This is a genomic window from Polyangium spumosum (assembly GCF_009649845.1).
GTDB lineage: Bacteria > Myxococcota_A > Polyangia > Polyangiales > Polyangiaceae > Polyangium > Polyangium spumosum.
The window spans coordinates 810,632-834,969 of the sequence record NZ_WJIE01000004.1; the positions used below are offsets into that span (position 1 = coordinate 810,632).

Below are 24,338 nucleotides of genomic sequence, written 5' to 3' on the forward strand. Positions count from 1 at the left end.
GGCGGCGCGCTGCAAGGCCGGATCGCCCGGCGCCCGAGCGGCGTGGTAGAAGCCCGGGTCATGGACACGAGCACGCGGCGGGCGGCGCTGCTCCCCGAGCGGGAGAACCTCATCGAGACCTTGCTGGTCGAGATCCCCCAGGCGTCGCCGTTTTATGCGAACTTCCCGAAGACCGCGCAGCTCGCCATGGCCGCCCGGCTGGTCGACCTCTTCCTCGAGGCCCAGGACGAGGTCCGCGTCGACGCCCTCCGCGCCTTCGGGGCCGAGGTCTTCACGCGCCGGCACGAGCAAGGCGCGACGCTCGAGCACGTCCTGATCGGCATCCACGCCTGCCGCCGCGCCTTCGCCCGCCTCGCCCTGCGCGTGCTCCCGACCGAGCCCGCCATCGAGGCCATCGAGCGGGCCGAGCTGGCGTGTGACGAGCTCGTCCGCACCGCCTCGGTGGTCTACGAGCAGCGCCGCGACACCGAGCGCAAGGCCTTCGCGGCCCTCGAGCGCAAGTTCCAGCTCCTCTACCAGCGCACCCCGGCCCTCATGCACTCGATCGACACGGAGGGCCGCATCAGCGCCGTGAGTGATCGCTGGCTCGACGTGCTCGGCTACACCCGCGACGAGGTCCTCGGCCGTCGCTCGAGCGAGTTCCTCACGGAGGAGTCGCGCAAGCGCGCCCTCGAGGTGAACATCCCGAGGCTCCGCGCAGAGGGGCACATCGACGACGTCCACTACCAGTTCGTCCGAAAAGACGGCGAGCTCTTCGACATCCGCCTCTCCAGCGTCGCCGTGCGCGACGAGAGCGGCGAGATCCAGCAGTTCCTCGCGGTCGCGCAGGACGTCAGGGCCGAGATGAACGCCACGCGCGCGTTGCGCGAGAGCGAGGAGCGCTGGCGGGGCCTCGCCGAGCTCGCCCCGCTGCCCATCGCCGTGCACAAGGGCGGCGTGTTCCTCTGGGTCAACGAGGCCCTCGCGCAGTTCGTCGGCCGGCCGCGCGAGGAGATCGTCGGCACGAGCGTCCTCGGGATCGTGCACCCCGAGGACAGGGAGCTGCTCGTCGCGCGCCTGCGCGAGAGCCGGGAGAGCCGCGTCGCGTTACCTCCGCTCGAGGAGCGATTCATCCGCGCGGACGGCGCCACGGTCTACGCGGACGTCGCCGCGCGGCCGGTCCTCTTCGAGGGCCAGGAGGCCACGCAGATCGCGGTCGTCGACGTGACGGCGCGGAAATACGCGGAGGAGGCGCGGCGGCAGAACGAGGCCCAGGCGCGCCTCATCGAGGCCCAGGAAGAGACGCTCCGCGCGCTCTCCACGCCGCTCATCCCCATCGGCGAGGGCATCCTCGTCTCGCCGCTCATCGGCCGCATCACGGACGAGCGCGCCGCGGGCATCCTGGAGACGCTCGCCGCGGGCGTGGTGGCCCAGGGGGCGCGCGTGGCCATCCTGGATGTCACGGGCGTCCCCGAGGCCGACGCCCTGGTCGCCGAGTCGCTCGTCCGGGTCGCGCGGGCCATCCGGCTGCTCGGCGCCGAGGTCGTGATCACGGGCATCCAGCCCTCGATCGCCCGCACGCTCGTCGATCTCGGCGCCGATCTCGGTGGCCTCGCCACGCGCGCGACGCTCCGGGATGGTATCACGTACGCGATGCGGGGCAGCTCGCGGAGGCGCGCATGAACACGACCGATCTCTTCCTCTCGCTCACCCCGCACAAGGTCCTCGAGGCCGTCGAGGACGCGGGGTTTTCCGTCAATCCTCTCTGCTACCCGCTGAACTCGTTCGAGAACCGCGTCTACGAGGTCGAGCTCGAGGACCGCTCCCGGCTCGTCGCGAAGTTCTACCGCCCCGGCCGCTGGAGCCCCGCGCAGATCCTCGAGGAGCACCTCTTCCTCGCCGACCTCGCCGAGGCCGAGGTCCCGGTTTGCCTTCCCCGGACGCTCCGCGGCGGCGGCACCCTCGGCGCCGTCGACGGCATCTCGTATTGCCTCTTCCCGCGCATGGGCGGCCGCGCCCCCGACGAGCCCGACCTCGACCTCCTCCAGCGCCTCGGCATGCTCGCCGCGCGTATCCACAACGTCGGCGCGGCGCGGCCGGCGGCGCACAGGGTCCGCCTCGACGCGGACGTTTTCGTCCGGCAGAACGTCGCGTTCCTGCGCGAAAAGGCGTTCGTCCCGCAGCGCCTGCTCCCGCGGTACGAGCGCGCGGCGCGGGTGATCGCGGACTTCGTCGACGAGGGGATTGCGGCCACGCCCGTCCACCGCATTCACGGCGATCTGCACCTCGGCAACCTGCTCTTGCGTGACGGCGTGCTCTCGGTCGTCGATTTCGACGACATGGTCGTGGGCCCGGCCGTGCAGGATTTGTGGCTGCTCCTGCCTGGCCAGGGGGTCGAGGCGCGGATCGCGCTGGAGAGCTTCCTCGAAGGGTACGAGACGCTGCGCGCGTTTGATCGAAAGAGCCTCCGCCTCGCCACGCCGCTCCGGGGCCTTCGCCGCGTCCATTATGCGGCCTGGATCGCGCGGCGCTTCCACGACCCCATCTTCCCCCGCACCTTCCCCCATTTCGGGACCGAGGCCTACTGGGAGGAGGAGACGCGGGATCTCGAGCAGATCCTCCAGATGATCGCCGGCGAGCGCGGGGGCTTCGAGGCATGACGACGTTCGTCGTCTTCGATTTCGAGGCCATCCTCGACAAGGACAACCCGCTCCCCGAGGGCGCCGATCCGGATCGCGTGCCCGCCGTCTCCCACCTCGCGATCGTCTCCGGCGCCACCCTCGCCATCGTCGTCGAGGATGCGGGGATCCGCGTCTACCCGCCGCGCCTGCTCGGCGGGCCGAGTGGCGGGGACGAAGCCGCGATCGTGCGTGATTTCGTCAAGCGGGTCGGGGACAAGCGGCCCGTGCTCGTCTCGTGGAATGGCCGTGGCTTCGATCTCCCGCTCGTCCTCGCCCGCGCGATGCGCCACGGCGTCGTCGCGCCCTGGCTCTGGAACCGCGATTTCGAGGATCGTTATCGGGGGCAGAACCACCTCGATCTCCAGGACGCCGTCAGCATGCGTGGCGCCGGCCGGGCCTCGCGGATGGCCTCGTTCGCGTGCCTCTGCGGCTTTCCTGGCAAGGTCGGCGTCGACGGCTCCGACGTGGAGGGCCTCTGGGCGAAGGGCCCGGAGGGCCGCGAGGCCGTGCGCCGTTACAACCTCGCCGACGTCGCCTCCGAGGCTGCGATCCTCCTGCGCTTGCTTGTTTGTCGGGGCGATATCACGCTCCACGATTATCGCGAGGGCGCGCGGGCGCTGCTCGCGCACGTCGACGGCGACGAGCGGCTAGCGGTGTTGCGGCCGGAGATCGATCGTGAGGTATTTCTGCTCGCCGACGCCGGCAAGCCGGAAGGCGAGGGGCAGGGGGAGGCTCCGGACGCGGACGGCGAGGCGCCCGCTCACGCCTTCCGATAATGCTCCACGCTCCTGTACCGCGTCGCATACATCCCGAACAGGACCGCGAACAGGAACGCGAACCCCGCGAAGAAGTACATCTGGAACGCCGTCGTCGATAACCCCGTGCTCGTCGTGATCGCGCTCGTGAGCCGCTCGTTTTTCATCCCCGCATTGACGAGCAGCACCCAGAGCCCCCCCACGGTGACCGAGAGCGACCAGAAGCTCATCAGCGTGCCCTTCATCTTCGCGGGCGCCTGGCTATAAGCGAACTCCAGCCCCGTCGCGGAGACGAGCACCTCGCCGAACGTCAGGATCGCGTAAGGCAGGACCTGCCACAGGATCGACACCTTCTCGCCCGCGTCGATCCAGCCCTGGATCACGCCGATCACGATCCACGACACGCCCGCGATCGCGATGCCCGCCGTCATGCGCCGCAGCGGCGTCGGGTTCACGCCGAGCGCCCGCAAGATCGGGTACAGCACGACGTTGTTGAACGGAATGAGCAGCATCACGAGCAGCGGGTTCACCGATTGCATCTGCGACGCGCTCGAGAAGAAGCTCCAGCCGGGCAGCTCCATCGCCTTGCCCTGGAGGATCCACGTCGAGGCCTTTTGGTCGAACAGCGACCAGAACGGCGTCACGAGCGCGAAGACCACGAGCACCTTCAGCACCGACCGCACTCCCTCGACGTCCTCGTCCGGATGAACCCCCCGCGCCCCGTCGAGCGACAGCAGGACGCCCGGGCCCGCGAGGACCAGGAACACCACGATGGCCAGGCAAAACGACGCCACGAAGCCAAGCGTGGAGATCAGGAACAGCGACGCGAAAAAGCCGACGCCCCCCAGGATCGAGAGCACGCGCCCCGCGCCCCGCCCGTTCTTCAGCGCCGTCCACGCGACCCGCCCGAACGAGTTCGGGTCCGAGGGCGAGGGTGGCACGACCACGTACGCCTTGCGGCCGAGCCAGAAGATGAACGTCGCCACGAACATCAACGCGCCCGGGATGCCGAAGGCGATGCTCGGCCCCCATTTCTTCAGCGCCAGCGGGATGAGCAGGGACGCGAAGAACGAACCGAAATTGATGATCCAGTAGAATGCATCGAACACCACGCGCGCCAGGTGCTTGTTCGACTGGTCGAACTGGTCGCCGACGAACGACGAGACGCACGGCTTGATGCCGCCCGATCCGAGCGCGATGAGGAAGAGCCCCGCGTAGAAGCCGGGCTTGCTCGATTCGAAGACCGCGAGGAACGCGTGCCCCACGCAGTAGAGCAAGGAGAGCCAGAAGATCGTCCGGTACTTGCCGAGGAAACGATCCGAGAGCCAGCCGCCGAGCAGCGGGAAGAAATACACCCCCATCACGAAGACGTGAAACACCTCCTTCGCCGCCGCGTCGCGATCCTTCTCCGCGACGTCGAGCAGGAGGTACGTCACGAGGAAGATCGTGAGGACGTTCCGCATCCCGTAGAAGCTGAAGCGCTCGCACGCCTCGTTTCCGATGATGTACGGGATCGTGGGCGGGTACTTCGCGGCGGCCGGGGGGCTCTCGGGGCGCTCCGATACTTCGGTCGTCATCACTCCTCGGGCGCATCCTTCCGGGGATCGCCGCCCGAGACAAGCACATTCGATTGCAGCGCGTGGTGGCGCTCCCAGAACGCCTCGTTGGGCTCGAGGCCCCGTTCGTCTCGGCTGAGCTCGGGCAGGATTCGCTCCAGGAAATACATGTCGAGCTCGCCCTTGCCCTTGACCGAGACCGCCCCGCGCGCCGTCACCTCGAAAAAATCCTTCACCCGCTCGTACGTCCTCCGCGAGACGTTGATGCGCCAAACCTCGCCCGACGACTCCATCCGGGCCGCCGTGTTCACCGTGTCGCCCCACACGTCGTAGGCGAATTTCTTCGAGCCCACCATGCCGGCCATCAGCGGCCCCGAGTGCACGCCGATTCGCACGCCGTGGAACGGCCCCTCGTGGCCCTCGACGTCGCGCCGGATCCGGAGCGCGAAGAGGCAAGCGTCGACGGCGTGTGTCGCCGTCGCCTCGGGCAGGCCCGCCGCGACCATGTACGCGTCGCCGATGGTCTTCAGCTTCTCCACGCACGAGCGATCGGCGATCCCGTCGAAGCGGCAAAAGTAGGCGTCGAGCGCGGCGACGAGCGCCTCGGGCGGCATGGTCGCGGCCTTCCCCGTGAAGCCCACGAAATCGGCGAAGACGATGGTCGCCTCCTCGTGGAAGACGGGCTTCACCGAGCCGTCGCGCGTGAGCTCGGAGGCGATCGGCGCCGGCAGGATGTTGCAGAGCAGCGAGTCGATCTTCGCCTTGTCCCGCGCGATCTCCTCGTTCTGCCGCTGCACCGTGCTCCCCTTCGCCCAGCCCTGCCGCCGCAGCCTGTCGCTCAGGTGCACGAACACCCCGGAGACCAGGGCCGCGGCGCCGAGGTCCTGGAGCGAATAACTGCGCTCGGGCCCCTCGAAGTCCATGCCCGCGACCATGCCCGAGACCCAGAAGACCAGGATCGCCGCGCCGAGCATGCCCCACGCGTAACGCCGCCGCACGGGCGCGAGCGGCACGAGCATGAGCACGAACAAAAAACCGCCGAGGTACGGGCTTTTGCCGCTGGTGAGCCCCGTGATGAGCCCCGTCGTGCACTCGAGGCACATGCAGAGCACGAAGAGCGCGCGGCTCGCGTGTCGCGGCGCCGACGGGAGGAACGAAAAGAGGAGCGCCAGGGCGCCGGCGAACGAGAGGGAGAGCCGGAGCAAAAGGAGCGACGGGAGCTCGGGGTGCAGCGCCTCGTCGAGGCGCAGGTACGGTAGCCACGCGAGGGTGCAGATGAGCCCGGAGACCCGGAGGATCTTCCAGGACTGAAACGCGAGCTCGTCGTCGAACGTCTCCGGGTAGCCGCCCTGGCGCTCCCCCGCGCCGAACAGCCACACGAAGGCACTGCCCGCGCCCGCCATGGGTTCACCGTATCAAGCCGAGGTCCGCCTCCGCAACCTGCGCGACAGATGGGAAGGCTTTGTCCCGGCGTGGCGTCTTGGGTTGACACCTGCCCGCGGTCCGTCTTCTTTTGCACGCCATGTCGAGAACCTCGCTCGCCATCCTCCTCGCTGCCGTCACCATCTCCGCCGGCTGTGGCTCGGCCACGCCCGTGTATCCGCCGCGCCCGCCGGCGACCCCCGGCGAGCCCGTCGCCGATCCGGTCCCCTCGCGTGTCGTCGTGCACGCGACGATCACGGGCTCCGCGTTGCAGCGCGAGCTCGAGAACGCCGTCCCGCGCACGGGCGAGGGCACCTTCCCGATGCTCGGCAACGAGCGCAAGTACACCTGGACGCGCGGGCCGATCGCCGTCCGCTTCGACCGAGGCCGCATCGCGCTCGACCTGCACGTCGACGCGAACGCCGACCTGCCCGTCAGCAGCCTCGACATCCCGCTCGACTTCACGATCCTCGCCGAGCCCGTGGTCACGAGCGAATACGCGGCGAAGCTGCAGTCGATCGAGGTCAACGTGAAGAGCGAGGACCGCGTGGTGAAGGCCGCGGACGCGGCGGCCGACGTGCTCGGCAAGGTCAAGTCGGCGGTCCGGGGCAAGCTCGAGGAGTTCAGCTACGACCTGTATCCGACGCTCGCGGAGGCGCACGGCCGCCTCGCGCAGCCCATCGAGCTGCCGCTCGGGGACGCGAGCGGGTGCGCGGCGCTCGAGGTCGTCTCGGTGGAGGCGGGGCCGACGGTCCTCGCCGGCGGGTTCGAGAAGGACCTCGCGCTCGTCGTCGCGCCTTCGGTGACGATCCCCTGCCAGCCGCCGAACCCCGGCGCGAAGCTCCCGCCGCTCGCGAACGTGGCCACGCTCCAGCCGGGCCCGTTCTCGGTGACGGTGCCGATCGTCGCGAAGTACGACGAGCTCGCGAAGGCGATGGGCCTCGTCTTCACCGACGGCAAGTTCTTCTTCTCGAAGGAGCACCCGAAGCTCTACATGGAGAAGCCCGAGATCTACGCCGCGAAGGATCAGCTCGTGCTCAAGCTCCACATCGCGGGGCACGTCGACAACCCCGTCAGCATGGACCTCGACGGCGACCTCTTCATGACCGGACACCCGACGGTCGTGGACAACGAGCTGCGTATCCCGGACCTCGAGCCGACGATCGAGACGAAGAGTTTCCTCTTCGCGCTCAAGGCCTCGATGGATGCCGACAAGATCCGGGATCAGGCGCGCGACGCGCTCAAGCTCGACATCGGCGAGCGCCTCAAGGCGGTGCGCGACAAGCTCTCGAGCGACATCTCGTTCGCGAGCGGCCAGGGCTGCATGAAGGCGCAGGTGCACAAGATCGAGGTCAGCAGCGTGCACGTGCACGGCACGTACATGCGCGTCTACGTGACCACGAACGCGAGCGCGTCCGTGTACATGCCCTGCCCCTGAGCCCCGCGTCTCGTGATAAAAAGCGCCATGCGCGCTCCCCTCCTCGTCGCCACGATCCTCGCCGCGTTCTCGTCCTCCTGCGCGGCGGTGGATGATGGATCCATCAAGCCCGAGCCGCGCGCCGAGGCGCCGAAGGTCGTGGCGCCGCTGCCGCCCGAATTCGGGACACTCGGCGAGCCTTGCCCGCCGCCGGGGCCATTGGACCCCGGGGCCCCGCACGTCGGGTGCGGGAAGGATGGCCGCGTCGGCCTGATCACGGCCTACCGCCGCACGGGGCTACCGGAGGGCGCGCAGAAGCTCGAAGGCTCGATGGGACGCGTGGAGGTCCTCGTCGAGGCCGATCGGGTGTGGGTGCAGGGGACGTGCATCTTTTGCCGGTCGTTCACCGAGCAGACGAGCATCGTCCACCTCGCGCACGCGACGGACGAGCAGCTCATGCAGATCCAGATGCAGGCGGAGCTCTCGAACAAATCGCCGCTGCGCGACGCGAATGCGTGGCGCGGGGCGATCGCGGCGTGGGAGCCGAAGAGGTGACCATCGGCTCCTCCGGAGCCATGCCGCGCATGCGTGTAACCTCGTTCTTCGACCTGCCCGCCGCCCCCGCGTCCCCCTCCGCCGGCTCTCCTCGGACCTGCTCGAACCCCCCGAGCCCACCCCCTTCGAGCAGGTCGGAGGAGCTCGTGGCCGGCGGGGGGAACCCCACGAGAACAGGGCGGAAACGCTCGCGGGGGCCCGCGCATCGGTCTCCCCGCAGGGCCGAGGCGCTCGCGGGGCGTCGGAGGCGGGGCGGGCAGCGGGTTCGAGGCGCTAGGGGGTGGCGGGCTTCGCTTCGGTCGGGGAGGGCGGAGGAGGGAGCTCGGGGGTGGCCTTGCCCTTGGCCTGCGCGTCGGAGGCGCTCTTTTCGAGGAGGTCGAGGTACCCGAAGACACGTGCGTCGAGGTCTTTGGGCAGGCTCGGATCCTCCTGGAGCTCGAGGGGGAGGTTCTTGCGGGCGCGGTTCAGGATGCCGATGACCTCGCCGCGCAGCCGGGCCGCGTCCTTGCGGGTCCTCGATTCGAGGTCGGCGCGGGCGCTGAGGAGGGAATCGATATCGATGCCGGCTTCGAGGAACCTCGCGGCCCAATCGTGCAGGGTGCCGCCGCCCGCGACGGGGAACATGGTGAGCTCCGGCTGGAGGGCCGCGAGCGCGTGTTGTCGATCCATGGCGGCCTTGGCCTGCGCCGGATAACTCGCGCCGAGGTCTTCGAGGGTGGGAACAAAAGCGGCGCGGATCTTCCGGGCGGCGGCGCGGACGGGCTCGGGGAGAGCGGGGAGCCGCTCGTAGGCCTCGGTCATGTGCCAGATGGCATAACCAAAGCCGTCGTGACGGACGTCCGCAGAATCGAGCTCGTCGACGAGGGGGCGGCCCGCGACGACCGCGGGGAGCTTCGCGAGGGCCTCGCGCCTGGCGGTGAGGAGCTTGATGCAGGCGGCGCCGGAGGCGAAGCTCTGGAGGGCGTCTTTGCGATTCGTGAGGAGATCGTTCAACGCGACGAAAAGAGCGACGAGGGAGATATGGCGCATGGGCGGGACGTTACAGCGGAAGGAGCGGAGAAGGCAACCGCGGAGATCGTGATGGCGAGTGATCCGCCCGGAGCAGGCTTGCCGTTCGAGGCTGGGACCGCACGTTCCGTTCTCGGAGGTGCCATCATGGCGAAGCGGTTTCTATTGTCGTTGATCGTCGCGAGTTTCGTGGGTGCTGGCGCGGGCGCGGTGGCCGCGCCGCGTGAGGCCCTGGCGGCCGCCCCGGAGGAATTCGTCGAGGAAAACCTGGGCGAGGCCGAAGAATACCTGATCGAGTCGGAAGAAGACCTGGCAGAAGCCGAAGGCGCGCTGAGCCTGCCCGACGACGAGGCCGTCGCCGAGTCCGAGCAAGCGCTGAGCGATCAACACTGGCGCTACCGCGACCGCTGGGATCGTCGCCACGACCGCCGGGATCGTCGCTGGGATCGCTGGGATCGCCGGCACGACCGCTGGGATCGCCGGCATGACCGGTGGGATCGCCGGCATGACCGCCGGGATCGTCGCTGGGATCGTCGCCACCGCCGCGGCTGGTGAAAACCTCACCCCCAACCCCTCTCCACTCCGTGGAGAGGGGAGCCAGAGGCGTTTTTCTCCCCCTCTCCACGGAGTGGAGAGGGGGTTGGGGGGTGAGGCAGGTGCCCCCTTCAGGCCGCCTTCTTCGCCGCCACGGCCGCGGGCGCGAGCTCGACCTTCACCCAGCCCGGCATGCGCCGATCAAACGCCTTGTAGGCGTCGATCACCGAGACGAGTGGCTCCTTGTTCGTCAGGATCTTCGTGGGATCGACGGCCCCGCTCGCGACGAGCTCGAGCAGCTTCGGGATGTACCGGCGGTGCGGGCAGTTGCCCATGTTCAGCGTGAGGTTCCGGTTCATGGCCATCCCGATCGGGAACCATTTCATCTGCGGCGGATACACGCCGATGATCGACAAGGTCCCGGCCTTGGCGAGGGCCTCGACCGCCCACGTGAGCGCCTGCGACGGCGCGTCGCCCGGGTGCCAGTTGTCGCCCTGCTCGTGTGTCTTCGGGGCGACCGCCTCCAGCAAACGCTCGGCCTCTTTTTTGTCCTCGCGGCTGACCTTCGCCGGCCCCGAATGTGGCCGGTTCGCGTCGACGCCCACGGCGTCGATCGCGCGGTCCACGCCGATACCGTCGGTGAGGCGCAGGATGGTCTCGATCGGATCCTCCGCGTCGTAATCGATCACCTCGGCGCCGAGCGCGCGCGCCATTTCGAGGCGCGAGGGGATCGCGTCGACGGCCAGGATCCGATCCGCGCCGAGCATCTGCGCGCTCAGGATCGCGAAGAGCCCGACCGGACCGCAGCCGAAGATGGCCACGGTGTCCCCCGGGGTGATCTCGGCGATCTCCGCCCCGAAATACCCCGTGGGGAAGATGTCCGAGAGCAGGATCGCCTGATCGTCGCTCACGCCGTCCGGCAGCTTGACGCAGCCCACGTTCGCGAACGGGATCCGGGCGTACTCGGCCTGCAGCCCGTCGAAGGGGCCGGTCTGGGCGGGGCCGCCGAAGAAGGCCGTGCCGGCTCGTTTTCCGTTGGGGTTCTTGTCGCATTGCGACGGGTAGCCGGCTCGGCAATACGAGCAGGTCCCGCAGGCGATGGTCGACGCGATGACGACGCGGTCGCCCTTCCGCAGGTTCCGTACGTCCTTGCCGATCTCCTCGACGACGCCGACCCCCTCGTGCCCGAGGATCGTGCCCGGCTTCATGCCGGCCATGGTGCCCCGGACGAAGTGCAAATCCGTCCCGCAGATCGCGCTCGCCGTCAGGCGCACGATCGCGTCGGTCGGCTCCTGGATCTTCGGCTCTCGTACATCGTCGAGCCGGATGTCTCCGACCCCGTGAAACACGACGGCCTTCATTCGATTTTTCCCCCCGCGAGACCCCTAACGCCCCTGGGTCGCCTCGGCCAGGGAGGTTTCGCGTCGCGTCGTGGCAAAAAAGGCGTATGGCTGGCTCGGCTCGCTCTTCACACCGGCGCGTCGTTCCTCTATGACTTGCGCATGAGCTTCGTTGCACGGTGGGTGGGCGTGGTGGCGCTCGTGGGCTGCGCGCTCCCGGGCATGGCGCGGGCGGACGAGGGCGCGCCGGAGGCCGCGACGGCGGCGTCCGAGATCCAGCTCAAGAATGGCAGCACGATGCGCGGCACGATCGTCAACGTCGAGCCGGGGCAACGCGTCATCGTCATCGTCGCCGGGGAGCAGAGCGTCATTCCGTGGGGCGAGATCGCGCAGATCGTGGGAGGTCCAACGGACACCGCGGCGCCGCCGCCTCCTCCTGCGCCCCCCGCCGCGCCCGCGCCCCCGCCCGCGGCGCCGGCTGCCCCTTCCGGTCCCACGAGGGGCATGCCGTTCGTTCACATCGAATCGAACTGGCCCGACGTCGAGCTCTCGCGGGTCGAGGGCGACGTCGGCGGAGGGTACCACCACCAGCAGGGCGGCTACGTGGGCCCGACGGTCATCTCGAAATATGTCTGCCGCGCGCCGTGCGACAGGCTGGTCGACGGTCGAGACGGCCATCGGTTCTTCATCGGCGGGGCGGGCATGTTCCCCGCGCCTTCCTTCCGCCTCGACGACCTCGACGGGAACGTGACCGTACGCGTGAAGGGCACGAGCCTCGGGAAGTTCACGGGCGGCGTGGTCCTGACGGCGCTCGGCGGGATGCTGGCGCTCGGCGGCACCATGTTCACCGCGGTGAGCTTCGCGATGGACCCGGAGCCGACGCCGGAGCACCCGAATCCGGAACACGAGATTGGCGTGGTCCGCACGTTTGGCCTCGTCACGCTCGGCGTGGGCGCGGCGTCACTCGTCGGCGGGCTTCTCCTCCTGTCCGGGGGCCGCACGCGGATCGAGATCGTCAAGCCGCAACGAGGGAACACGGGCGTCGTGCTGGAGAATGGCGTCTTGCGGTTCTGAACGAGGCAAAGACGGAAGCGTAGGCAGAAGCGGAGGTGGCTTGCCACCCAGGCGGACCGGCTTAGGTACGCCGAGGGGGTATGGCCATGAAGCACATGATTCCGATTCTCGGGCTCGGCCTCGGGCTCGTGATGGGCTCCGCGTCGGAGGCATCCGCGCAGGATCCGGAGATCATCCAGCACCCGCCGCCCCGGATCCCGGCGGTCGACGTGGCCCCGTTCCTCGACGCGGGCTGCGTTCGGAGCGAGGACAGGCTGGATTGCTCGGCGTCCCCGGCGATCGAGCGATTTGGTTGTTTCGGGAATACCCTGCGCATCGACGAGACGCTCGGCGGCCTCGCGCCGCACGTGGCCATCGCCGAGTGCAACGTCGACGCGCGGTCGGGCGACGCGGTGGGGATCGTGAACCTCGGCTGCATGCTCCCGCAGAAGCGTCGATATCTGCTGGCGACGGGCGGCGGGCGGTTCGAGCTCATCGACACGGCGGCGGCGTTCATCGACCACTTCTCTCCGGTGACCTCGCCCGCGGAGGCGCTCGGCTTCGCGGCCGCGCTGACGACGGCGAACCCCGAATACACGATCGAGATCCACGAGGGGCGCGATTTTCTGGTGGACCGCATCGAGACGACGAACATCCGGCGCGTCCGCGGGGGATACCGGGTGCGCCTGTTCGACATGGAGCTCTGCGGATGTAGCCTCCACCCGACGTCGGCGGTCGATTATTTCGTGCCGTACAGCGGGCGGGTGCGGGCCGTGGCTCGGGAGAAGGTGTACCGGTTCACGGCGTTCCTTTGTATCGATTGAGGGCCCGGATCCCGCCGCCGAGGCAAGACATCGTCACTGCGTGCGCACGATGATGTGAAATCCGAACGCGGTCTCCACGACGCCGCTCATCTGCCCCACGTTGAGCGCCTCCACGGTGTCCTGGAAGGGTTTGACCATCGCGCCCGGAGGGAACGTGCCGAGGTCGCCCCCGCGCTTCGCGGCGCCCGGCTCGTCGCTGTATTGCGCGACGACGTCCTCGAATTTCGCCCCGCCGAGCACGCGTTTTCGTGCCTCCTCGGCGCGCGCGATCGCCTCGTCGCGCGTGCGGGTGATATGGGCCGGCGCGCGCATGGAGCCCGCATACATGACGAGCAGGTGCTTCGCCCCCAGGCGCACTTGCGCGACCGCCCCCGGCGCAGGGGCCGACGAAGGCGAGGTCCCGAACGGCGGCGGGACCGTCGCCACGAGCGCCACCGGCTGCCGGGCGTCGGCCTTGAGGAGGTCGGGGGCGATGAGCTCGCGCTTCAGGGCCTTGTTGACGTACCGCTGGAAGGCGTGGAGGGGCTGCGCGCCGCTCAGGAAATAATCGTTGATCACGAACCCGGGCGTGCCCGAGATTTTCAGGCGCCCGGCGAGCTCGACATCGGCCTGGACGACCTTCCAGTGCGCGCGCGTGTCGAGCGCCGCCGAGAGCTTCGGGACGTCGAGGCCCACCTCGGCGGCCATTTGCTCGATGACCGCGCGATCGAGGCCCTGCGATTGCGCCTCCCACAGCTTCGCCGAGAAAGCCCAGAAGCCGGCCTCGCCCTTCTGCCGGAATGCCTCCACGGCGGCCTCGGCGGCCATTTGCGCATGCGGGTGGAAGGAGAGCGGCAGGTGCCGCCAGACGACGCGGACCTTGCCCGGATAAGCCGCGATGAGCCGATCGACCTCCGACTGCACGCGCCTGCAGAATGGGCACTGGAAATCCGCGAACATCTGGACCGTGATCGCCGCCCCGGGCGGCGCGCCCTTGCCGGGGTTGTCTTTCGTGGGGGCGGGGGCGAGGATCCGCTCCATCGTGACGCCGGCCTTGGCGTCCTTCTGGAGGGTTTCGTACACCTTCGCGGCCGGCGTCCCCTCGACGAAGAGCTGCCGGGCCTTCTTGATCTCCTCGTCGATGAGGGCCTCGAATCTCTCGCGCGGCTGCGCTCCGGCGAGGCGCCGGCCATTGACGAAGAAATGAGGCGTGCCGGAGGCCTGGATCTCGGCGGCGAGGTCCTGATCCCGCTGGATACGCGCGGCGTGTTTTTTCGTCGCGATCGCCTTCATGACGCGCTTCGTGTCGAGGCCGAGGGCCCTGGCGAGGTCCTCGAGGTCGGTGTCCTCGAGCTTGTCCTGGTTGTCGTAGAGCGCCTGGTGGGCCTTCCAGAAGGTCGCCTCTCCCTTCTGCGCGCCGGCCTCGATGGCGAACTCGGCGGCCGCCTCGGCGCGTGGATGCATGGGCAGCGGGTTGTGCTTGAAGACGACGCGTAGTTTGTCGCCGTACTTGGCCTCGAGCTCGGTGATCGTCGGGACGGCCCGCTTGCAGAACGGGCACTCGAGGTCGCCGAACATCACGAGCGTCACGAGCGCCGTCGGGCTGCCGCGCACCGGAGAGCCGTCGACGGGCACCTTCCAGACCGTGGTGTCCAGCGGCGGGGCGGGCTTGGGCGGCGGGGTCTTGTGGTTTCGCTCCGAGAGCTCGGCATAGATGCGCTGCGGGGGCACACCCTGGCGCCGGAGCGCGGCGGCCTCCGCGAGCTGGGCGTCGATGACCGCCTGGAACTTGTCGATCGGCTGGGCGCCGGCGACGAACACGCCATTGACGAACGAGGCCGGCGTCCCGGTGACGCCCACGCGCTTGCCGAGCGCGAGGTCGTCGTCGATCGCGTCCGCGAAATGCTGCCGCGTGAAGGCGACCTCGAAGGCCGAAGGATCAACGCCGCTCTGCGCGGCCCAGGCCGTGAAGGCGTCGGGGGTGAGGTCTCGCTGGTTCGCGAAGGCGAGGGCGTGGAATCTCCAGAATGAATTCACGCCCCCGAGCCGCAGCACCGTCTCGGCCGCGATGTGGGCGGGCCGCGCGTTCTTGTGGAACGGGAGCGGGTTGTGTTTCCAGACGATCCGCAGCTTGGCGGGGCCGTATTTCTCCTGCAGGGTGGGCAGGTTGGCCATGAGCCGGGCCGTGAATGGGCACTGGTAATCACCCCAGAGGACCAGGGTCACGGGGGCGAGCGGGTCGCCCCAGGAGGGGTCGTCCTGCGCGACGGGGACGGCCGTCCCGGGCTCGGCGAAGGCCGCCGCGCGCTCGCCTGCGCCTTCGGCCGCGCCCTCGGCGGGAGGGAGCGCGACGAGGACGCCGCCCGCCGGCTCGTCCTGACGGTCGGCCACGGCGGGGCTCGTGGCCGGCGGCGGCGCGCAAGCGCCGAGCAGGACCGAGGCCAAGAGCAGGTAGGTCGTGCTGCGTCGCCCGCGAAATTCCTTCATCGTGGCTCCTCCATCGAGCGCGACGACGCTACACGACGAGGGCCGGGCGGGAAAGGACGTCAAGAGCGGGCGCCGGCTTGCCCCTTTTCGTTCGTCCCGCGCCGGGGCAAACTGCGCGGCCGCTGTGGAGCCGAGGAAGGATCAATCGTCGTGAGCGAGGCACCCGGGATCTGGTTCGTTTATCGATCACACTACGAAGGGCCGCTCTCGCGCCGCGTGCGGCGGCTCGACGCGCCCTCGGTCCTCGCGTGGTTCTCCCGCATGCTCGCGGACGCCAAGAAGGCCGAGGATCCGGGCAGCGTCTACGAGGCCGAGCTCGGCGGCTACGTGTACGGCTTCGGCACGGTGTTCGATGCGGCGAAGGAGCGCGGGCTCGTGGCGCCGAAGTCGACGGCCGAGCTCGAGAAGATCCTGCGCGCGCACCTCTACGTCGAGGGAGGCCCGGAGAACACGCGCATCGACGAGCACTCGCTGCGCGTGCTGACGGACGACGACGAGGTCTCGCTCGCGTATTTTTTCTTCGACGACGAGGTCGCGCGCACGCAGCCGGAGCGCGTCTCGTGGCTCTTGCACGAGGAGCCGAAGCTGCCGGAGGGTGACGCCGACGGCCCGTTCACGCCGCCCTTCGAACCACCGCAGATGTTGCCGCGCGGCGAAGGCGAGGGGGCGACGTACGCCTGTCTGCTCACGTTTTACGACGGCGACTCGATCCCCGGCCAGGCCGTGGTGATCCCCGGCGTGCGCCTGCCCGAGCTCGCGTCGCACCTGCGCACGGTGGTGCCGGCGAAGAAGCCCGCGTCGTGGTCGAAGGAGTGGCTCGAGACATGGCCGGTGGAGCTGCGGCTCCTGCGGGCGATGATCGAGCCGGGCCAGATCTCGATCGCGCCGGCGCTCACGAAGTGCGCGGCGTATCCGCTGCGCGCGGTGGCGAGCGAGACGAACCACACGCTGCTCGGCGTGGGCGCGCATCAGAGCGCGGAGGGCGAGTTCTACAAGGTGGGGACGGCGTTCGGGCGGAGCGGGGATCCTTCGAAGGCGATCGTGCAGGTGGGCAAACACGCGGCGCTGTTCTGCCCGCACACGTCGAGCGCGTTTGGCCACGAGCAGTGGATCCTGTTCGACGATCGCTGGGCCGCGGCGCATCCGGCGCTCGCCGCGTCGATCCTGAGGTACACGAACGGCTGGGATCCGCTCCGCGATCCAGCGCCGCCGACGCCGGTGGAGACCGAGGCCGAGCGGAAGGAGCGCGCGTGGATGGAGGCGCTCGCGGGGCGGATGGAGGAAAAAGCAACGCCTTATCTCACGACGTCGACGTTTGCCCCGGGAGACCTCGTCGAGCACACGAAGTTCGGCCGGGGGCTCGTGCGCCGCGTGGAGGCCGGGAAAATCGAGGTGTTGTTCAAGGACGGCGCCAGGCTCTTGGCGCACGCGATGCCGGGGTGAGGACAAGCGCCGGGACCACCGACGCTCCTCCTTTCCGCTTCCGCCGTGACCTCCGCCCGTTTGGCCAGGGTAGCCAGATCGCTGGGCGCTCGCTAGCATCGGCACGCGCAGAGCAAGTTGATGAAGAAGGAACACGTCACGAAGACCGCGCCCCGATGGTTCGATCCATCCTCGCCGGTGAGCATCGCCATGCGGGACGCACGTGTCTCTCGTCGCGACGGGCGCGGGCTCATGTCGCTGAGCGAGGCGCGTCGCCTGCTCGAGTCGACCGAGGTCTACCGCAAGGGCGAGGGCCGATCGACCGGAGGGACGATGGTGTTCGAGAGCGACCGCGTGTGGGCGGCGCTCCTGTCCCTCGAAGACGCGGCCGAGTTCGTGAAACACGCGACGCGGATCCGCTGGGAGTTCCAGGTGCGCGGTCGCGACAACGTCGCGCTGCACGATCGGTACGGAGACGGGATCCTGCCCTGGATCGAGCGCCGCGTCGAAGGCGACGGCGCGCTCGTGAACGTGCCGTGGTGCGTGCTGCCGTGCCTGCTCGCGATCGGGACGCGTGAGGCCCTCGAGGTCACGCTGCGCGTGCGATCGGTCGTGGAGCTCGCGAGCGCGGGGAGCGAGATCGACGCAGAGGAGAGCGATTTCGCGGAGGACGAGCCCGCGGCTTCCGACGACGACGACGAAGACGACGAGGAAGAGGACGAAGAGGACGACGAGGACGAGGACGATCCGAGCGCGGACGAGGACGAGGACGAGGAGCGTGGTCGCGAAGGCGACGCCGAGAAGCACGACGGGCTCGAGGTGGCGCGGCGATGGATGACGCGGCACCCGGACGCGTACGGCGCGCTCGCGGCGCTCGCGGACGAGGGGAACACGCGCGCCGCGGAGCTCTTGCGAGACCGCGCCGCGGCGCTCGGCGGCGTGGTGCGCGAGGCGATCGAGGCGGCGCTCGGGCCCGAGGCGGCCAAGCGTATCGCCGAGCAGTTCAGCTTGCCGCGCACGCGCCTGCCCGAGGCGGTCGAGCGGCTGCTCGCCGAGGCGGACGTGATCGACGAGCCGCGCGGGCCGCTCTGGAGCATCGCCGAGCTCGACGAGGCCGCGCGGCGGTTCGATCTGCCCATCTGGGACAACACGAACTACACGACGGCCGCGATGCGGATCACGGGGTACGCGTCGCAGAAGGGAGACGCGCTCGTCATCGAGCAGATCGTCCACCACCCGGGATCGGGCGCGCTCGTCGGCTGGCACTTCGAGGCGTACGGGCCCGGCGCGGGCAAGCGCTCGGGCAGCGACGACGAGCTCGTCGACGCCACGCGCGACGAGCTGCAGAGCGTGGAGATCGACGCGGACGACTACGTCGACGGCATCACGAACCAGATCGTGTTGCTCGGCGAGCGTGACGAGAAGGGTCGGCCCACGGCAGGCTCGGACGGCCCGCGGATCGTGCCGCTGCCGCTGCCGTCGGACGACATGATCGTGCACGTCAAGCGCGCGGCGGTGCGCCAGAACGGGGACCCGCTGCGCGCGAGTTACCGCCTGCCGCGCTCGTTCGCGGCGCTGCCTTCGGAGACACGTGAGGCGCTGCGGCTCGTGACGCCGGCCGAGGCGCTCGTCGTGGACCTGTGCCGCCGGCATCGCGACGCGATCTTCGCGGCCGATCGGGATCTGCGCGTCGCCGCGGGTGTCCCGCAAGGCGCGACGCGCCTCTTCTCGTTTGACGATTTCCAGTACGTCGCCGCGGGGGAGCCCGCGTCGCGATCGATGGACCTCGTGGCGATGGTCGAGGCGCTGCGCGCGCGGCGCAAGATCACGCGCCTGCCGGGCGCTGCGAACGCGCGGCCCGAGCGCTGGATCCCGGCCGCGGCCGAGATCCGCAGCTACGCGGGCGGCGACGCCTGGGCCGAGGGTGACGATCCGGTCGAGCCGGAGCCTCCGGCCGCGGGGGTCGGCGTGACGCCCTACTGGAGCCTCACGATCGCGCGGGGGTTCCCGCACGGGGTGTGGCTCCTGCATGGCGCGGCGCAGAACAAGAAGGGGCAGGCGGAGCAGGCGATCCTGCACCTGATGAACGCGTCGTCGCCCGTGATTCGCCTGTTCTGGCCGCGCCGCACGGCGTGCATGTGGGCGCGCGCCACGGGGCTCGCCGAGCGCAAGTGGGTGACGGGGGATCGCGGCGTGCTCGCGGCCGCGAAGAACGATCGCATGCTCTACGCGGCCGAGGCGCGCAGGCTCGTGGAGAACTTCGTGCTCAGGCCGTGGAGCGTGCCGCCACACGTGGGCGCCGAGCTCGTGCTCTTGCTCGAGGCGCTCGTGGGCGGACGCGAGACCGTCGACGCGTTCGTCGTGGCCCTCGGGAAACTCTCGCCGGAGGCGTGGGCCTCTTCGTTGCCTGCGCTCGCGAGCGCGATCTTCGAGCTCGGCTTCGTGCTCCATCGCGTGGAGGGCCGAGCGGGGCCGCTCCACGAGCGGCTCGAGCGCGCGTATCGCCAGGCCCAACCGGGCGAGGCGATGCGTCTGCTCGACCTCGTGCTGCACGGCCGCGCGGGCGCTGAACGGAGCGCGCGGTGCGAGCTCGATCTCGCGCACGTGGGTGACGACCCGGACTGGGTGCGCGAAAAGCTGCTCGATCGCAGGACGCCGGCCTCTGCGCCGGACGTGTTCCTGGTCTCGCTCGCGGGAGAGGGGATGCTCGCGAAGTACGAGGCGCGGATCCCCACGGTGACGGACGCGGCGTGGGTGGGCAGCCAGCTCGCGCGGCTCGCCTCGGCGCGTGTGGTCGGGATGGCGCTCGCGATCTACGCGGACAGGCCCGAGGCGCGCGCGGCGATCTCGCAGGCGCTCTTCGAGCGGCCCGAGATCCGCGCCGAGATCGAGTCGAACCAGCGCGGCCCGCAAGCCAAGATCGCGCGCGCGCTCCTCACCGCGCTCGACGAGCGTGACGAGCGCGTCTACGCGCGGCGGCAAGGCGCGCAGGACGACGAGGACGATGACGACCTCGACGAGGACGACGAGGACGACGACGACGAGGCGTGACGCCTACACGTCCTGGTTCAGATACTCCCGGTCGAGCAGCCCGTAGATCGCCGAGTCCGTGAACTTGCCGTCGTAGAGCCAGTTCTCGCGCATGAGCGCGTCTCGCTTGAAGCCGAGCTTCTCGAGGACGCGCCGCGAGGCCTGGTTCGCCGGGTCGATGTTCGCCTCGACCCGGTGCAGCTCCATCCGCGTGAAGCCGAAGCGCAGGATGGGCCGGAGCGCCTCGACCATGAGGCCTTTGCCCCAGAACTCGGGCGCGAGCTCGTAGCCGATCTCCGCGTGGCGGTGGTCCTTGTCCCAGCGCCAGAACCCACACGTCCCGGCGAGCGCGCCGCCCTCCTTGACCGAGAGGCCCCACCGGACGCCGGTGCCGTCGCGCATCGCGTCGAAGACGAGCCCGAGCTTCGCCTCGGCCTCGGCGATCGTCGTCATCGCGGGACGCCCGAAATAACGGACCACCTTGGGGTTCGACTGGATCCGGAAGATCGTCTCCACGTCGGCCGGGACGAGCTCACGCAGGACGAGGCGGGGGGTTTCGAGGGTCGGGAAGGGGGTGAACGAGACCATGGCGGCGGGCGAGGCTCTCACCTTTCCACGGCGCCAGCAACGACGCCGCGGCGCGTTGCACGATCGCGACGGGGAGGGGACCTGCTTGCACGAATGAAAAGTCGGTCCGGACCAACACATGGCCAACTGCTCGGATCCACGCGCGAACACGTTGGCCCGGACCATGCAATCTCCACGGCCAGAGCGCCTGCTCCGGCCGCCCCCCCCGCCGTAGAGTAGGCGCTCTGCTTTTTGTCGCCTTGCATCCGGACGCGCGAGCCGAGCAGGCGCACGTCACACTTCCGAGCGCCCGTTCGATACGGGAGGGAAGGAGATGACCATGCGGTGGACCCTCGCGCTTCTCGGCTCGCTTTCGGCCTGCACCACGCTCGGCTCGACCGGCGCGGAGACGCGGCGGGACGGGGAGGAGGTCGCGGCGCGCCCCGAGCCCGCCCGCGCAAAATCCAGCGAGCCGGCAGGCTCGTCCCCTGCGAATCCGCCGCCCGTCGTGAGCTTCGCGCGATACCCCTGGCTCGAAGGCGGAGCCGGGAGCGCGCCGTCGCCGGTCGAACCCCTCGAGCAGCGGTTTCCGCCTCCGCCCGGCTTCACCCGCGTCCCCCTCGCCCCGGACGGCTTTGGCGCGTTCCTGCGTGGCTTGCCGCTCGCCGCGAAGGGCACGCCGGTCCTCTCGTACCGCGGCGACACCATCCGCCCCGACGGACACCCGCACGTCGCCGCGGTCGTGGCCATCGACGTCGGCAAGGCCGATTTGCAGCAATGCGCCGACGCGATCCTCCGGCTCCACGCGGAATGGCGCTGGTCGCGCGGGCGTCGCGACCACGCGTACCGCACGGCGAGCGGCCAGAAGCTCGATTTTCAACGTCATGCGTCGGGACAGAGGGTCCGGTTGAATGGCAACAAGCTCGAGCTCGTGCAGGCGGCGAAGCGGGCCGAGCCGACGCATGCGCTCTTCCGGCGCTGGCTCGACGACGTGTTTGGCTGGACCAACACCGGCGCCCTCGCGCGCGACGGCGAACGGGTGGCCCTCGACGCGCTTCGCCCGGGGGATTTTTTCGTGCTGACGGGGGTCCCGTTCGGGCACACGGTCCTGGTGCTCGACATGGCGAAGGACGCCGCCGGGCGCCGCGTGGTCCTGCTCGGCCAGAGCTTCGTGCCGGCGCAAAACGTCCACGTGATTCGCCCCGAGCCCACGAGCGCGTGGTTCGTCGTCGACGAGTCGAGAGGCGCGCTCACGACGCCGTTCTGGGATCCATTTCCGTTTGATTCGTTGCGCCGCTTGCCCGAATGAAACGAAATGAGGCTCCTCGCGCGGCGCCTCGCCGTTACCGCCGATACGCGCTCACTCCCCGTTCAGCGTGTAGAGGTAGGCCGCGATGTCCTTCGCTTCCTGCTCGCTCACGCCGAGGGTCGGCATCTTCGTGCGGGGGGCGAGATCGGTCGGCCGGCGGATCCACTTGACCAGGTTCTCGGGCGTGTTCGAGGTGACGCCCGCGATGTCGCCCCGGTTCGCGAAGCCAAACAGCGGATGCGACTCCTTGCCGATCGCGCCCTCCACGCCCGGGATGATGTGGCAGGCGCCACACGCGTACTTCTTGATCGCCTCGCGCCCTCGCGCCGCGTCCCCGCCGCTCACCTCGCGCCGCGGCGCCGACTTGCACGCCATGAGCGTCCCGGGCGCGGCGAGGGCCAAGAGGACCAGAAAATGCCGAATTCGTCGTGACGCAATCACCAGAGCTCCCGTGCCCGCCGCGGACATCCGTGAGGCAGGCTCGCCCTCGATAGGGGTGCCGAGGACGGCGGGCAAGCTAGCACGAAGGGCTCGGGACGGAAGGCGGGCCGTGTGGGTCGATGGAGCATCTTCCAAGGTGTTGGCCCGGCGCGCGCGGACCCTGGAGAAAGCTGCCATGCTTGCCGCATGCTCGACCTCCTTCGCCGCCGGCCTGCCTTCCGGCGCCTCTGGATGGCTGGCACCGTCTCGCTCGTCGGGGATTGGCTCGCGTTCGTCGCCGTGAGCCGGCTGGCGCTCGACCACGGCGGCGGCGCGCTCGCGCTGGTGGGGATCCTCGCGGCGCATTCGCTCCCCCACGCGTGCTTGTCGCCCATCGCGGGGTTCGTCGCGGATCGCTTCGATCGGCGGCGCCTGCTCGTCGGCATCCCCCTCGTCCAGGCGGCCTTCACGCTCGCGATGGCGCTCGCGGCCGCGGCGGGCGCGCTCGTCTCGCTGCAGGTGCTCGTCCTCGTGCGCTCCGCGTTCACCGCCTTCATGGTGCCGGCCGAGACGGCGGCCCTGCGCCACACGGTCGAGCCGCCGGAGCTCCTCCAGGCGAACGCCATCGTCTCCGGCACGTGGAGCGTCACGTTCGTCGCGGGCATGGCCCTCGGCGGGGTGCTCGCCGCGCTCGGGCCCGTGCCCGCGATCCTCGTGGATGCCTGCTCCTTTTTCCTCGCGGCGGGGCTCGCTTCCGGGCTGCCGTCCTTGCGGCCCGAGGGCGAGCGTGAGCCGCGGGCGGCGGGCGTCTGGGGGCTCGTCCGGGCGGTGCCGCCGGAGCTCTGGGAGGCGCTTGGCCATGCCCGCGCGCGCCCGGCGCTCTTCCGGGCCGTGTTCTCCAAGGTGCCTTGCGCGGTCGCGGGTGGCATGGGCTGGGTCTCGGTGAACCTGCTCGCCGATCAGGCGGCGCCTTTTGGCGCGGCGGCGGTCTCGCTCGGCATCTTGCAGTCCGTGCGGGGGCTCGGGACGGGGCTCGGGCCGCTCGGCATTTCGCTGCTCGCGCGGGGCAAGGAGGAGCCCGGCCGGCCCCTCGAGCACGCGGCGGCCCTCGTCACGTTCGCCAGCGTCGCGGGCTTCGCCCTGGTGCGGCCGTGGCCTTTGCTCCTCCTTGGTATCGCGCTGCTCTGGGGGATCGGCGGCGGGAGCAACTGGGTGCTCACCAGCGCGTCTCTTCAGCGCCTCGCGCCGGACGTGATGATCGGGCGTCTGTCCAGCATCGACGATCTCTCGACCACCACGACGATGGTGGTGGGCGCGCTCCTGGCGGCGCTGCTCGTCGAGGCCTCGTTTTCGCTCGTGGCGATCGGGGCCATGGGCGCGGCGGTGGGGCTCGTGTCCTGGATCGCCCTCTCGCTCCGGAGGGCGGAGGCCCCGCTCAGTTCGGGAGCCCCTGGGGTCGCTCCAGCGCCACGAATTTGAATCGGCCGTACATCGTCGGTCCGCGCATCTCCGCCTCGCCCAGGGCGAGCACGCCCATGCCGATGTCCTCGAAGATCAGGACGACGCCGAGCAAGCCCGCGAAGAACAACAAGCCGTGCGCCATCTGGAACTCGGGCAGCCGGAGCAGCCGCATCTCCAGGAGTTCGAGCTCTCGGCCCGCCATCTGCGCTGCCATCTGGGCGAGCGCGCCCTCGAGGGCCGCCTCGCGGGTGGGGACGCCCCTCGCCAGGAAGTCGAGATCGGTGCCGAGGTGATCAAAAAATGCGTCCATCACCTCGGCGAACTCCTCGGCGTGCAGGACTTTGTCCTTCACCCTCTCCACGAGGGCGCGGAGCTCGGCTTCGTCGGGGGGCTCGATCGGCGTGGGGCGTCCGGACGAACCCCTCGGCGCGCGGCGGAGAGGCAAGGAACGACGGGGCGGACGGGGGGGACGGGTACGTTTCATGGTGCTCGTCTACCGGAAACGGGTTTTTCTGGAACGGACCTCGTCAGGCGCGCGC

Annotated in this window: 20 protein-coding genes; 12 read left to right on the forward strand and 8 right to left on the reverse strand. The window is 69.9% G+C overall.

Going from position 1 to position 24,338, the window contains the following annotated elements; all coding sequences use genetic code 11:
- The first annotated feature begins 60 nt into the window (after nucleotides 1-60).
- Genes GF068_RS17180 through GF068_RS17190 form a run of 3 tightly spaced genes read left to right on the forward strand, consistent with a single transcriptional unit; the run spans nucleotide 61 to nucleotide 3,436 of the window.
- Nucleotides 61-1,662 carry a PAS domain S-box protein gene (locus tag GF068_RS17180; RefSeq protein WP_170319527.1) on the forward strand — a complete coding sequence of 534 codons (1,602 nt, stop codon included), beginning with the start codon at nucleotides 61-63 and terminating at the stop codon, nucleotides 1,660-1,662.
- On the forward strand, nucleotides 1,659-2,639 hold the full coding sequence (locus GF068_RS17185) for a serine/threonine protein kinase (protein WP_153820438.1): 981 nt from the start codon (nucleotides 1,659-1,661) through the stop codon (nucleotides 2,637-2,639). The genes GF068_RS17180 and GF068_RS17185 overlap by 4 nt, the downstream gene beginning before the upstream one ends.
- Nucleotides 2,636-3,436: a ribonuclease H-like domain-containing protein gene (locus tag GF068_RS17190; RefSeq protein WP_153820439.1), complete on the forward strand. Its 801-nt coding sequence runs from the start codon at nucleotides 2,636-2,638 to the stop codon at nucleotides 3,434-3,436. The genes GF068_RS17185 and GF068_RS17190 overlap by 4 nt, the downstream gene beginning before the upstream one ends.
- Here the strand turns inward: GF068_RS17190 and GF068_RS17195 are convergent.
- Together GF068_RS17195 and GF068_RS17200 are read right to left on the reverse strand one after the other, a co-directional pair.
- Nucleotides 3,421-4,992 (reverse strand): POT-type proton-dependent oligopeptide transporter, encoded by a 1,572-nt coding sequence (locus GF068_RS17195; RefSeq protein WP_153820440.1) that lies wholly within the window; start codon nucleotides 4,990-4,992, stop codon nucleotides 3,421-3,423. The genes GF068_RS17190 and GF068_RS17195 overlap by 16 nt on opposite strands.
- Nucleotides 4,992-6,374, reverse strand: coding sequence for an adenylate/guanylate cyclase domain-containing protein (locus GF068_RS17200; protein WP_153820441.1), 1,383 nt, complete (start codon nucleotides 6,372-6,374; stop codon nucleotides 4,992-4,994). The genes GF068_RS17195 and GF068_RS17200 overlap by 1 nt, the downstream gene beginning before the upstream one ends.
- Before the next feature lie 119 nt (nucleotides 6,375-6,493).
- On the opposite strand from GF068_RS17200, the gene GF068_RS17205 reads away from it, so the two are divergent.
- The gene (locus tag GF068_RS17205; RefSeq protein ID WP_153820442.1) at nucleotides 6,494-7,831 is read left to right on the forward strand and encodes a DUF4403 family protein; all 1,338 of its coding nucleotides are present in this window, start codon (nucleotides 6,494-6,496) and stop codon (nucleotides 7,829-7,831) included.
- 27 nt (nucleotides 7,832-7,858) lie between these two features.
- Nucleotides 7,859-8,365: a hypothetical protein gene (locus tag GF068_RS17210; RefSeq protein ID WP_153820443.1), complete on the forward strand. Its 507-nt coding sequence runs from the start codon at nucleotides 7,859-7,861 to the stop codon at nucleotides 8,363-8,365.
- A gap of 273 nt (nucleotides 8,366-8,638) precedes the next feature.
- On the opposite strand, the gene GF068_RS17215 is transcribed toward GF068_RS17210, so the two are convergent.
- Nucleotides 8,639-9,394, reverse strand: coding sequence for a hypothetical protein (locus tag GF068_RS17215; protein ID WP_153820444.1), 756 nt, complete (start codon nucleotides 9,392-9,394; stop codon nucleotides 8,639-8,641).
- A gap of 126 nt (nucleotides 9,395-9,520) precedes the next feature.
- Here GF068_RS17215 and GF068_RS17220 point away from each other — a divergent pair, with 126 nt between their 5' ends.
- Nucleotides 9,521-9,928: a hypothetical protein gene (locus tag GF068_RS17220; protein ID WP_153820445.1), complete on the forward strand. Its 408-nt coding sequence runs from the start codon at nucleotides 9,521-9,523 to the stop codon at nucleotides 9,926-9,928.
- Between the two features lie 110 nt (nucleotides 9,929-10,038).
- Here the strand turns inward: GF068_RS17220 and GF068_RS17225 are convergent, their stop codons facing one another.
- Nucleotides 10,039-11,268 carry a zinc-dependent alcohol dehydrogenase gene (locus GF068_RS17225; RefSeq protein WP_153820446.1) on the reverse strand — a complete coding sequence of 410 codons (1,230 nt, stop codon included), beginning with the start codon at nucleotides 11,266-11,268 and terminating at the stop codon, nucleotides 10,039-10,041.
- Between the two features lie 141 nt (nucleotides 11,269-11,409).
- Between GF068_RS17225 and GF068_RS17230 the strand changes: the two genes are divergently transcribed.
- Nucleotides 11,410-12,321, forward strand: a complete 912-nt coding sequence (locus GF068_RS17230) for a hypothetical protein (RefSeq protein ID WP_153820447.1) — start codon at nucleotides 11,410-11,412, stop codon at nucleotides 12,319-12,321.
- 86 nt (nucleotides 12,322-12,407) lie between these two features.
- Complete coding sequence (locus GF068_RS17235; protein ID WP_153820448.1) at nucleotides 12,408-13,124, forward strand: hypothetical protein; 717 nt, start codon at nucleotides 12,408-12,410, stop codon at nucleotides 13,122-13,124.
- A 33-nt stretch (nucleotides 13,125-13,157) separates the two neighbouring features.
- Here the strand turns inward: GF068_RS17235 and GF068_RS17240 are convergent, their stop codons facing one another.
- Complete coding sequence (locus GF068_RS17240; protein WP_153820449.1) at nucleotides 13,158-15,590, reverse strand: thioredoxin domain-containing protein; 2,433 nt, start codon at nucleotides 15,588-15,590, stop codon at nucleotides 13,158-13,160.
- Nucleotides 15,591-15,740: 150 nt separating this feature from the next.
- Here GF068_RS17240 and GF068_RS17245 point away from each other — a divergent pair, with 150 nt between their 5' ends.
- Together GF068_RS17245 and GF068_RS17250 are read left to right on the forward strand one after the other, a co-directional pair.
- A complete protein-coding gene (locus tag GF068_RS17245) occupies nucleotides 15,741-17,033 on the forward strand; it encodes a hypothetical protein (RefSeq protein ID WP_153820450.1) in 1,293 nt (430 codons plus the stop codon).
- A gap of 120 nt (nucleotides 17,034-17,153) precedes the next feature.
- Nucleotides 17,154-20,063, forward strand: coding sequence for a DUF7003 family protein (locus GF068_RS17250; RefSeq protein WP_153820451.1), 2,910 nt, complete (start codon nucleotides 17,154-17,156; stop codon nucleotides 20,061-20,063).
- A gap of 3 nt (nucleotides 20,064-20,066) precedes the next feature.
- Here the strand turns inward: GF068_RS17250 and GF068_RS17255 are convergent, their stop codons facing one another.
- Nucleotides 20,067-20,630 carry a GNAT family N-acetyltransferase gene (locus GF068_RS17255; RefSeq protein ID WP_153820452.1) on the reverse strand — a complete coding sequence of 188 codons (564 nt, stop codon included), beginning with the start codon at nucleotides 20,628-20,630 and terminating at the stop codon, nucleotides 20,067-20,069.
- Between the two features lie 319 nt (nucleotides 20,631-20,949).
- Here GF068_RS17255 and GF068_RS17260 point away from each other — a divergent pair, with 319 nt between their 5' ends.
- Entirely contained in the window at nucleotides 20,950-21,918 is a 969-nt protein-coding gene (locus GF068_RS17260) for a DUF4846 domain-containing protein (protein WP_170319528.1), read from the forward strand.
- Nucleotides 21,919-21,969: 51 nt separating this feature from the next.
- Here the strand turns inward: GF068_RS17260 and GF068_RS43630 are convergent, their stop codons facing one another.
- Nucleotides 21,970-22,293, reverse strand: a complete 324-nt coding sequence (locus GF068_RS43630; protein WP_170319529.1) for a c-type cytochrome — start codon at nucleotides 22,291-22,293, stop codon at nucleotides 21,970-21,972.
- A gap of 252 nt (nucleotides 22,294-22,545) precedes the next feature.
- Between GF068_RS43630 and GF068_RS17270 the strand changes: the two genes are divergently transcribed.
- Nucleotides 22,546-23,817: an MFS transporter gene (locus tag GF068_RS17270; RefSeq protein ID WP_153820455.1), complete on the forward strand. Its 1,272-nt coding sequence runs from the start codon at nucleotides 22,546-22,548 to the stop codon at nucleotides 23,815-23,817.
- Here GF068_RS17270 and GF068_RS17275 read toward each other — a convergent pair.
- The gene (locus tag GF068_RS17275; RefSeq protein WP_153820456.1) at nucleotides 23,774-24,244 is read right to left on the reverse strand and encodes a hypothetical protein; all 471 of its coding nucleotides are present in this window, start codon (nucleotides 24,242-24,244) and stop codon (nucleotides 23,774-23,776) included. The two genes, GF068_RS17270 and GF068_RS17275, sit on opposite strands and share 44 nt — an antisense overlap.
- Between the last annotated feature and the right edge of the window lie 94 nt (nucleotides 24,245-24,338).

Coding starts and splice junctions, on each gene's coding strand:
- GF068_RS17255 (WP_153820452.1), bottom strand. CDS start 20,630: ATGGTCTCGTTCACCCCCTTCCCGACCCTCGAAACCCCCCGCCTCGTC.
- GF068_RS17205 (WP_153820442.1), top strand. CDS start 6,494: ATGTCGAGAACCTCGCTCGCCATCCTCCTCGCTGCCGTCACCATCTCC.
- GF068_RS17235 (WP_153820448.1), top strand. CDS start 12,408: ATGAAGCACATGATTCCGATTCTCGGGCTCGGCCTCGGGCTCGTGATG.
- GF068_RS17210 (WP_153820443.1), top strand. CDS start 7,859: ATGCGCGCTCCCCTCCTCGTCGCCACGATCCTCGCCGCGTTCTCGTCC.
- GF068_RS17180 (WP_170319527.1), top strand. CDS start 61: ATGGACACGAGCACGCGGCGGGCGGCGCTGCTCCCCGAGCGGGAGAAC.
- GF068_RS17190 (WP_153820439.1), top strand. CDS start 2,636: ATGACGACGTTCGTCGTCTTCGATTTCGAGGCCATCCTCGACAAGGAC.
- GF068_RS17270 (WP_153820455.1), top strand. CDS start 22,546: ATGCTCGACCTCCTTCGCCGCCGGCCTGCCTTCCGGCGCCTCTGGATG.
- GF068_RS17195 (WP_153820440.1), bottom strand. CDS start 4,992: ATGACGACCGAAGTATCGGAGCGCCCCGAGAGCCCCCCGGCCGCCGCG.
- GF068_RS43630 (WP_170319529.1), bottom strand. CDS start 22,293: ATGGCGTGCAAGTCGGCGCCGCGGCGCGAGGTGAGCGGCGGGGACGCG.
- GF068_RS17200 (WP_153820441.1), bottom strand. CDS start 6,374: ATGGCGGGCGCGGGCAGTGCCTTCGTGTGGCTGTTCGGCGCGGGGGAG.
- GF068_RS17250 (WP_153820451.1), top strand. CDS start 17,154: ATGAAGAAGGAACACGTCACGAAGACCGCGCCCCGATGGTTCGATCCA.
- GF068_RS17240 (WP_153820449.1), bottom strand. CDS start 15,590: ATGAAGGAATTTCGCGGGCGACGCAGCACGACCTACCTGCTCTTGGCC.
- GF068_RS17220 (WP_153820445.1), top strand. CDS start 9,521: ATGGCGAAGCGGTTTCTATTGTCGTTGATCGTCGCGAGTTTCGTGGGT.
- GF068_RS17230 (WP_153820447.1), top strand. CDS start 11,410: ATGAGCTTCGTTGCACGGTGGGTGGGCGTGGTGGCGCTCGTGGGCTGC.
- GF068_RS17185 (WP_153820438.1), top strand. CDS start 1,659: ATGAACACGACCGATCTCTTCCTCTCGCTCACCCCGCACAAGGTCCTC.
- GF068_RS17225 (WP_153820446.1), bottom strand. CDS start 11,268: ATGAAGGCCGTCGTGTTTCACGGGGTCGGAGACATCCGGCTCGACGAT.
- GF068_RS17260 (WP_170319528.1), top strand. CDS start 20,950: ATGCGGTGGACCCTCGCGCTTCTCGGCTCGCTTTCGGCCTGCACCACG.
- GF068_RS17215 (WP_153820444.1), bottom strand. CDS start 9,394: ATGCGCCATATCTCCCTCGTCGCTCTTTTCGTCGCGTTGAACGATCTC.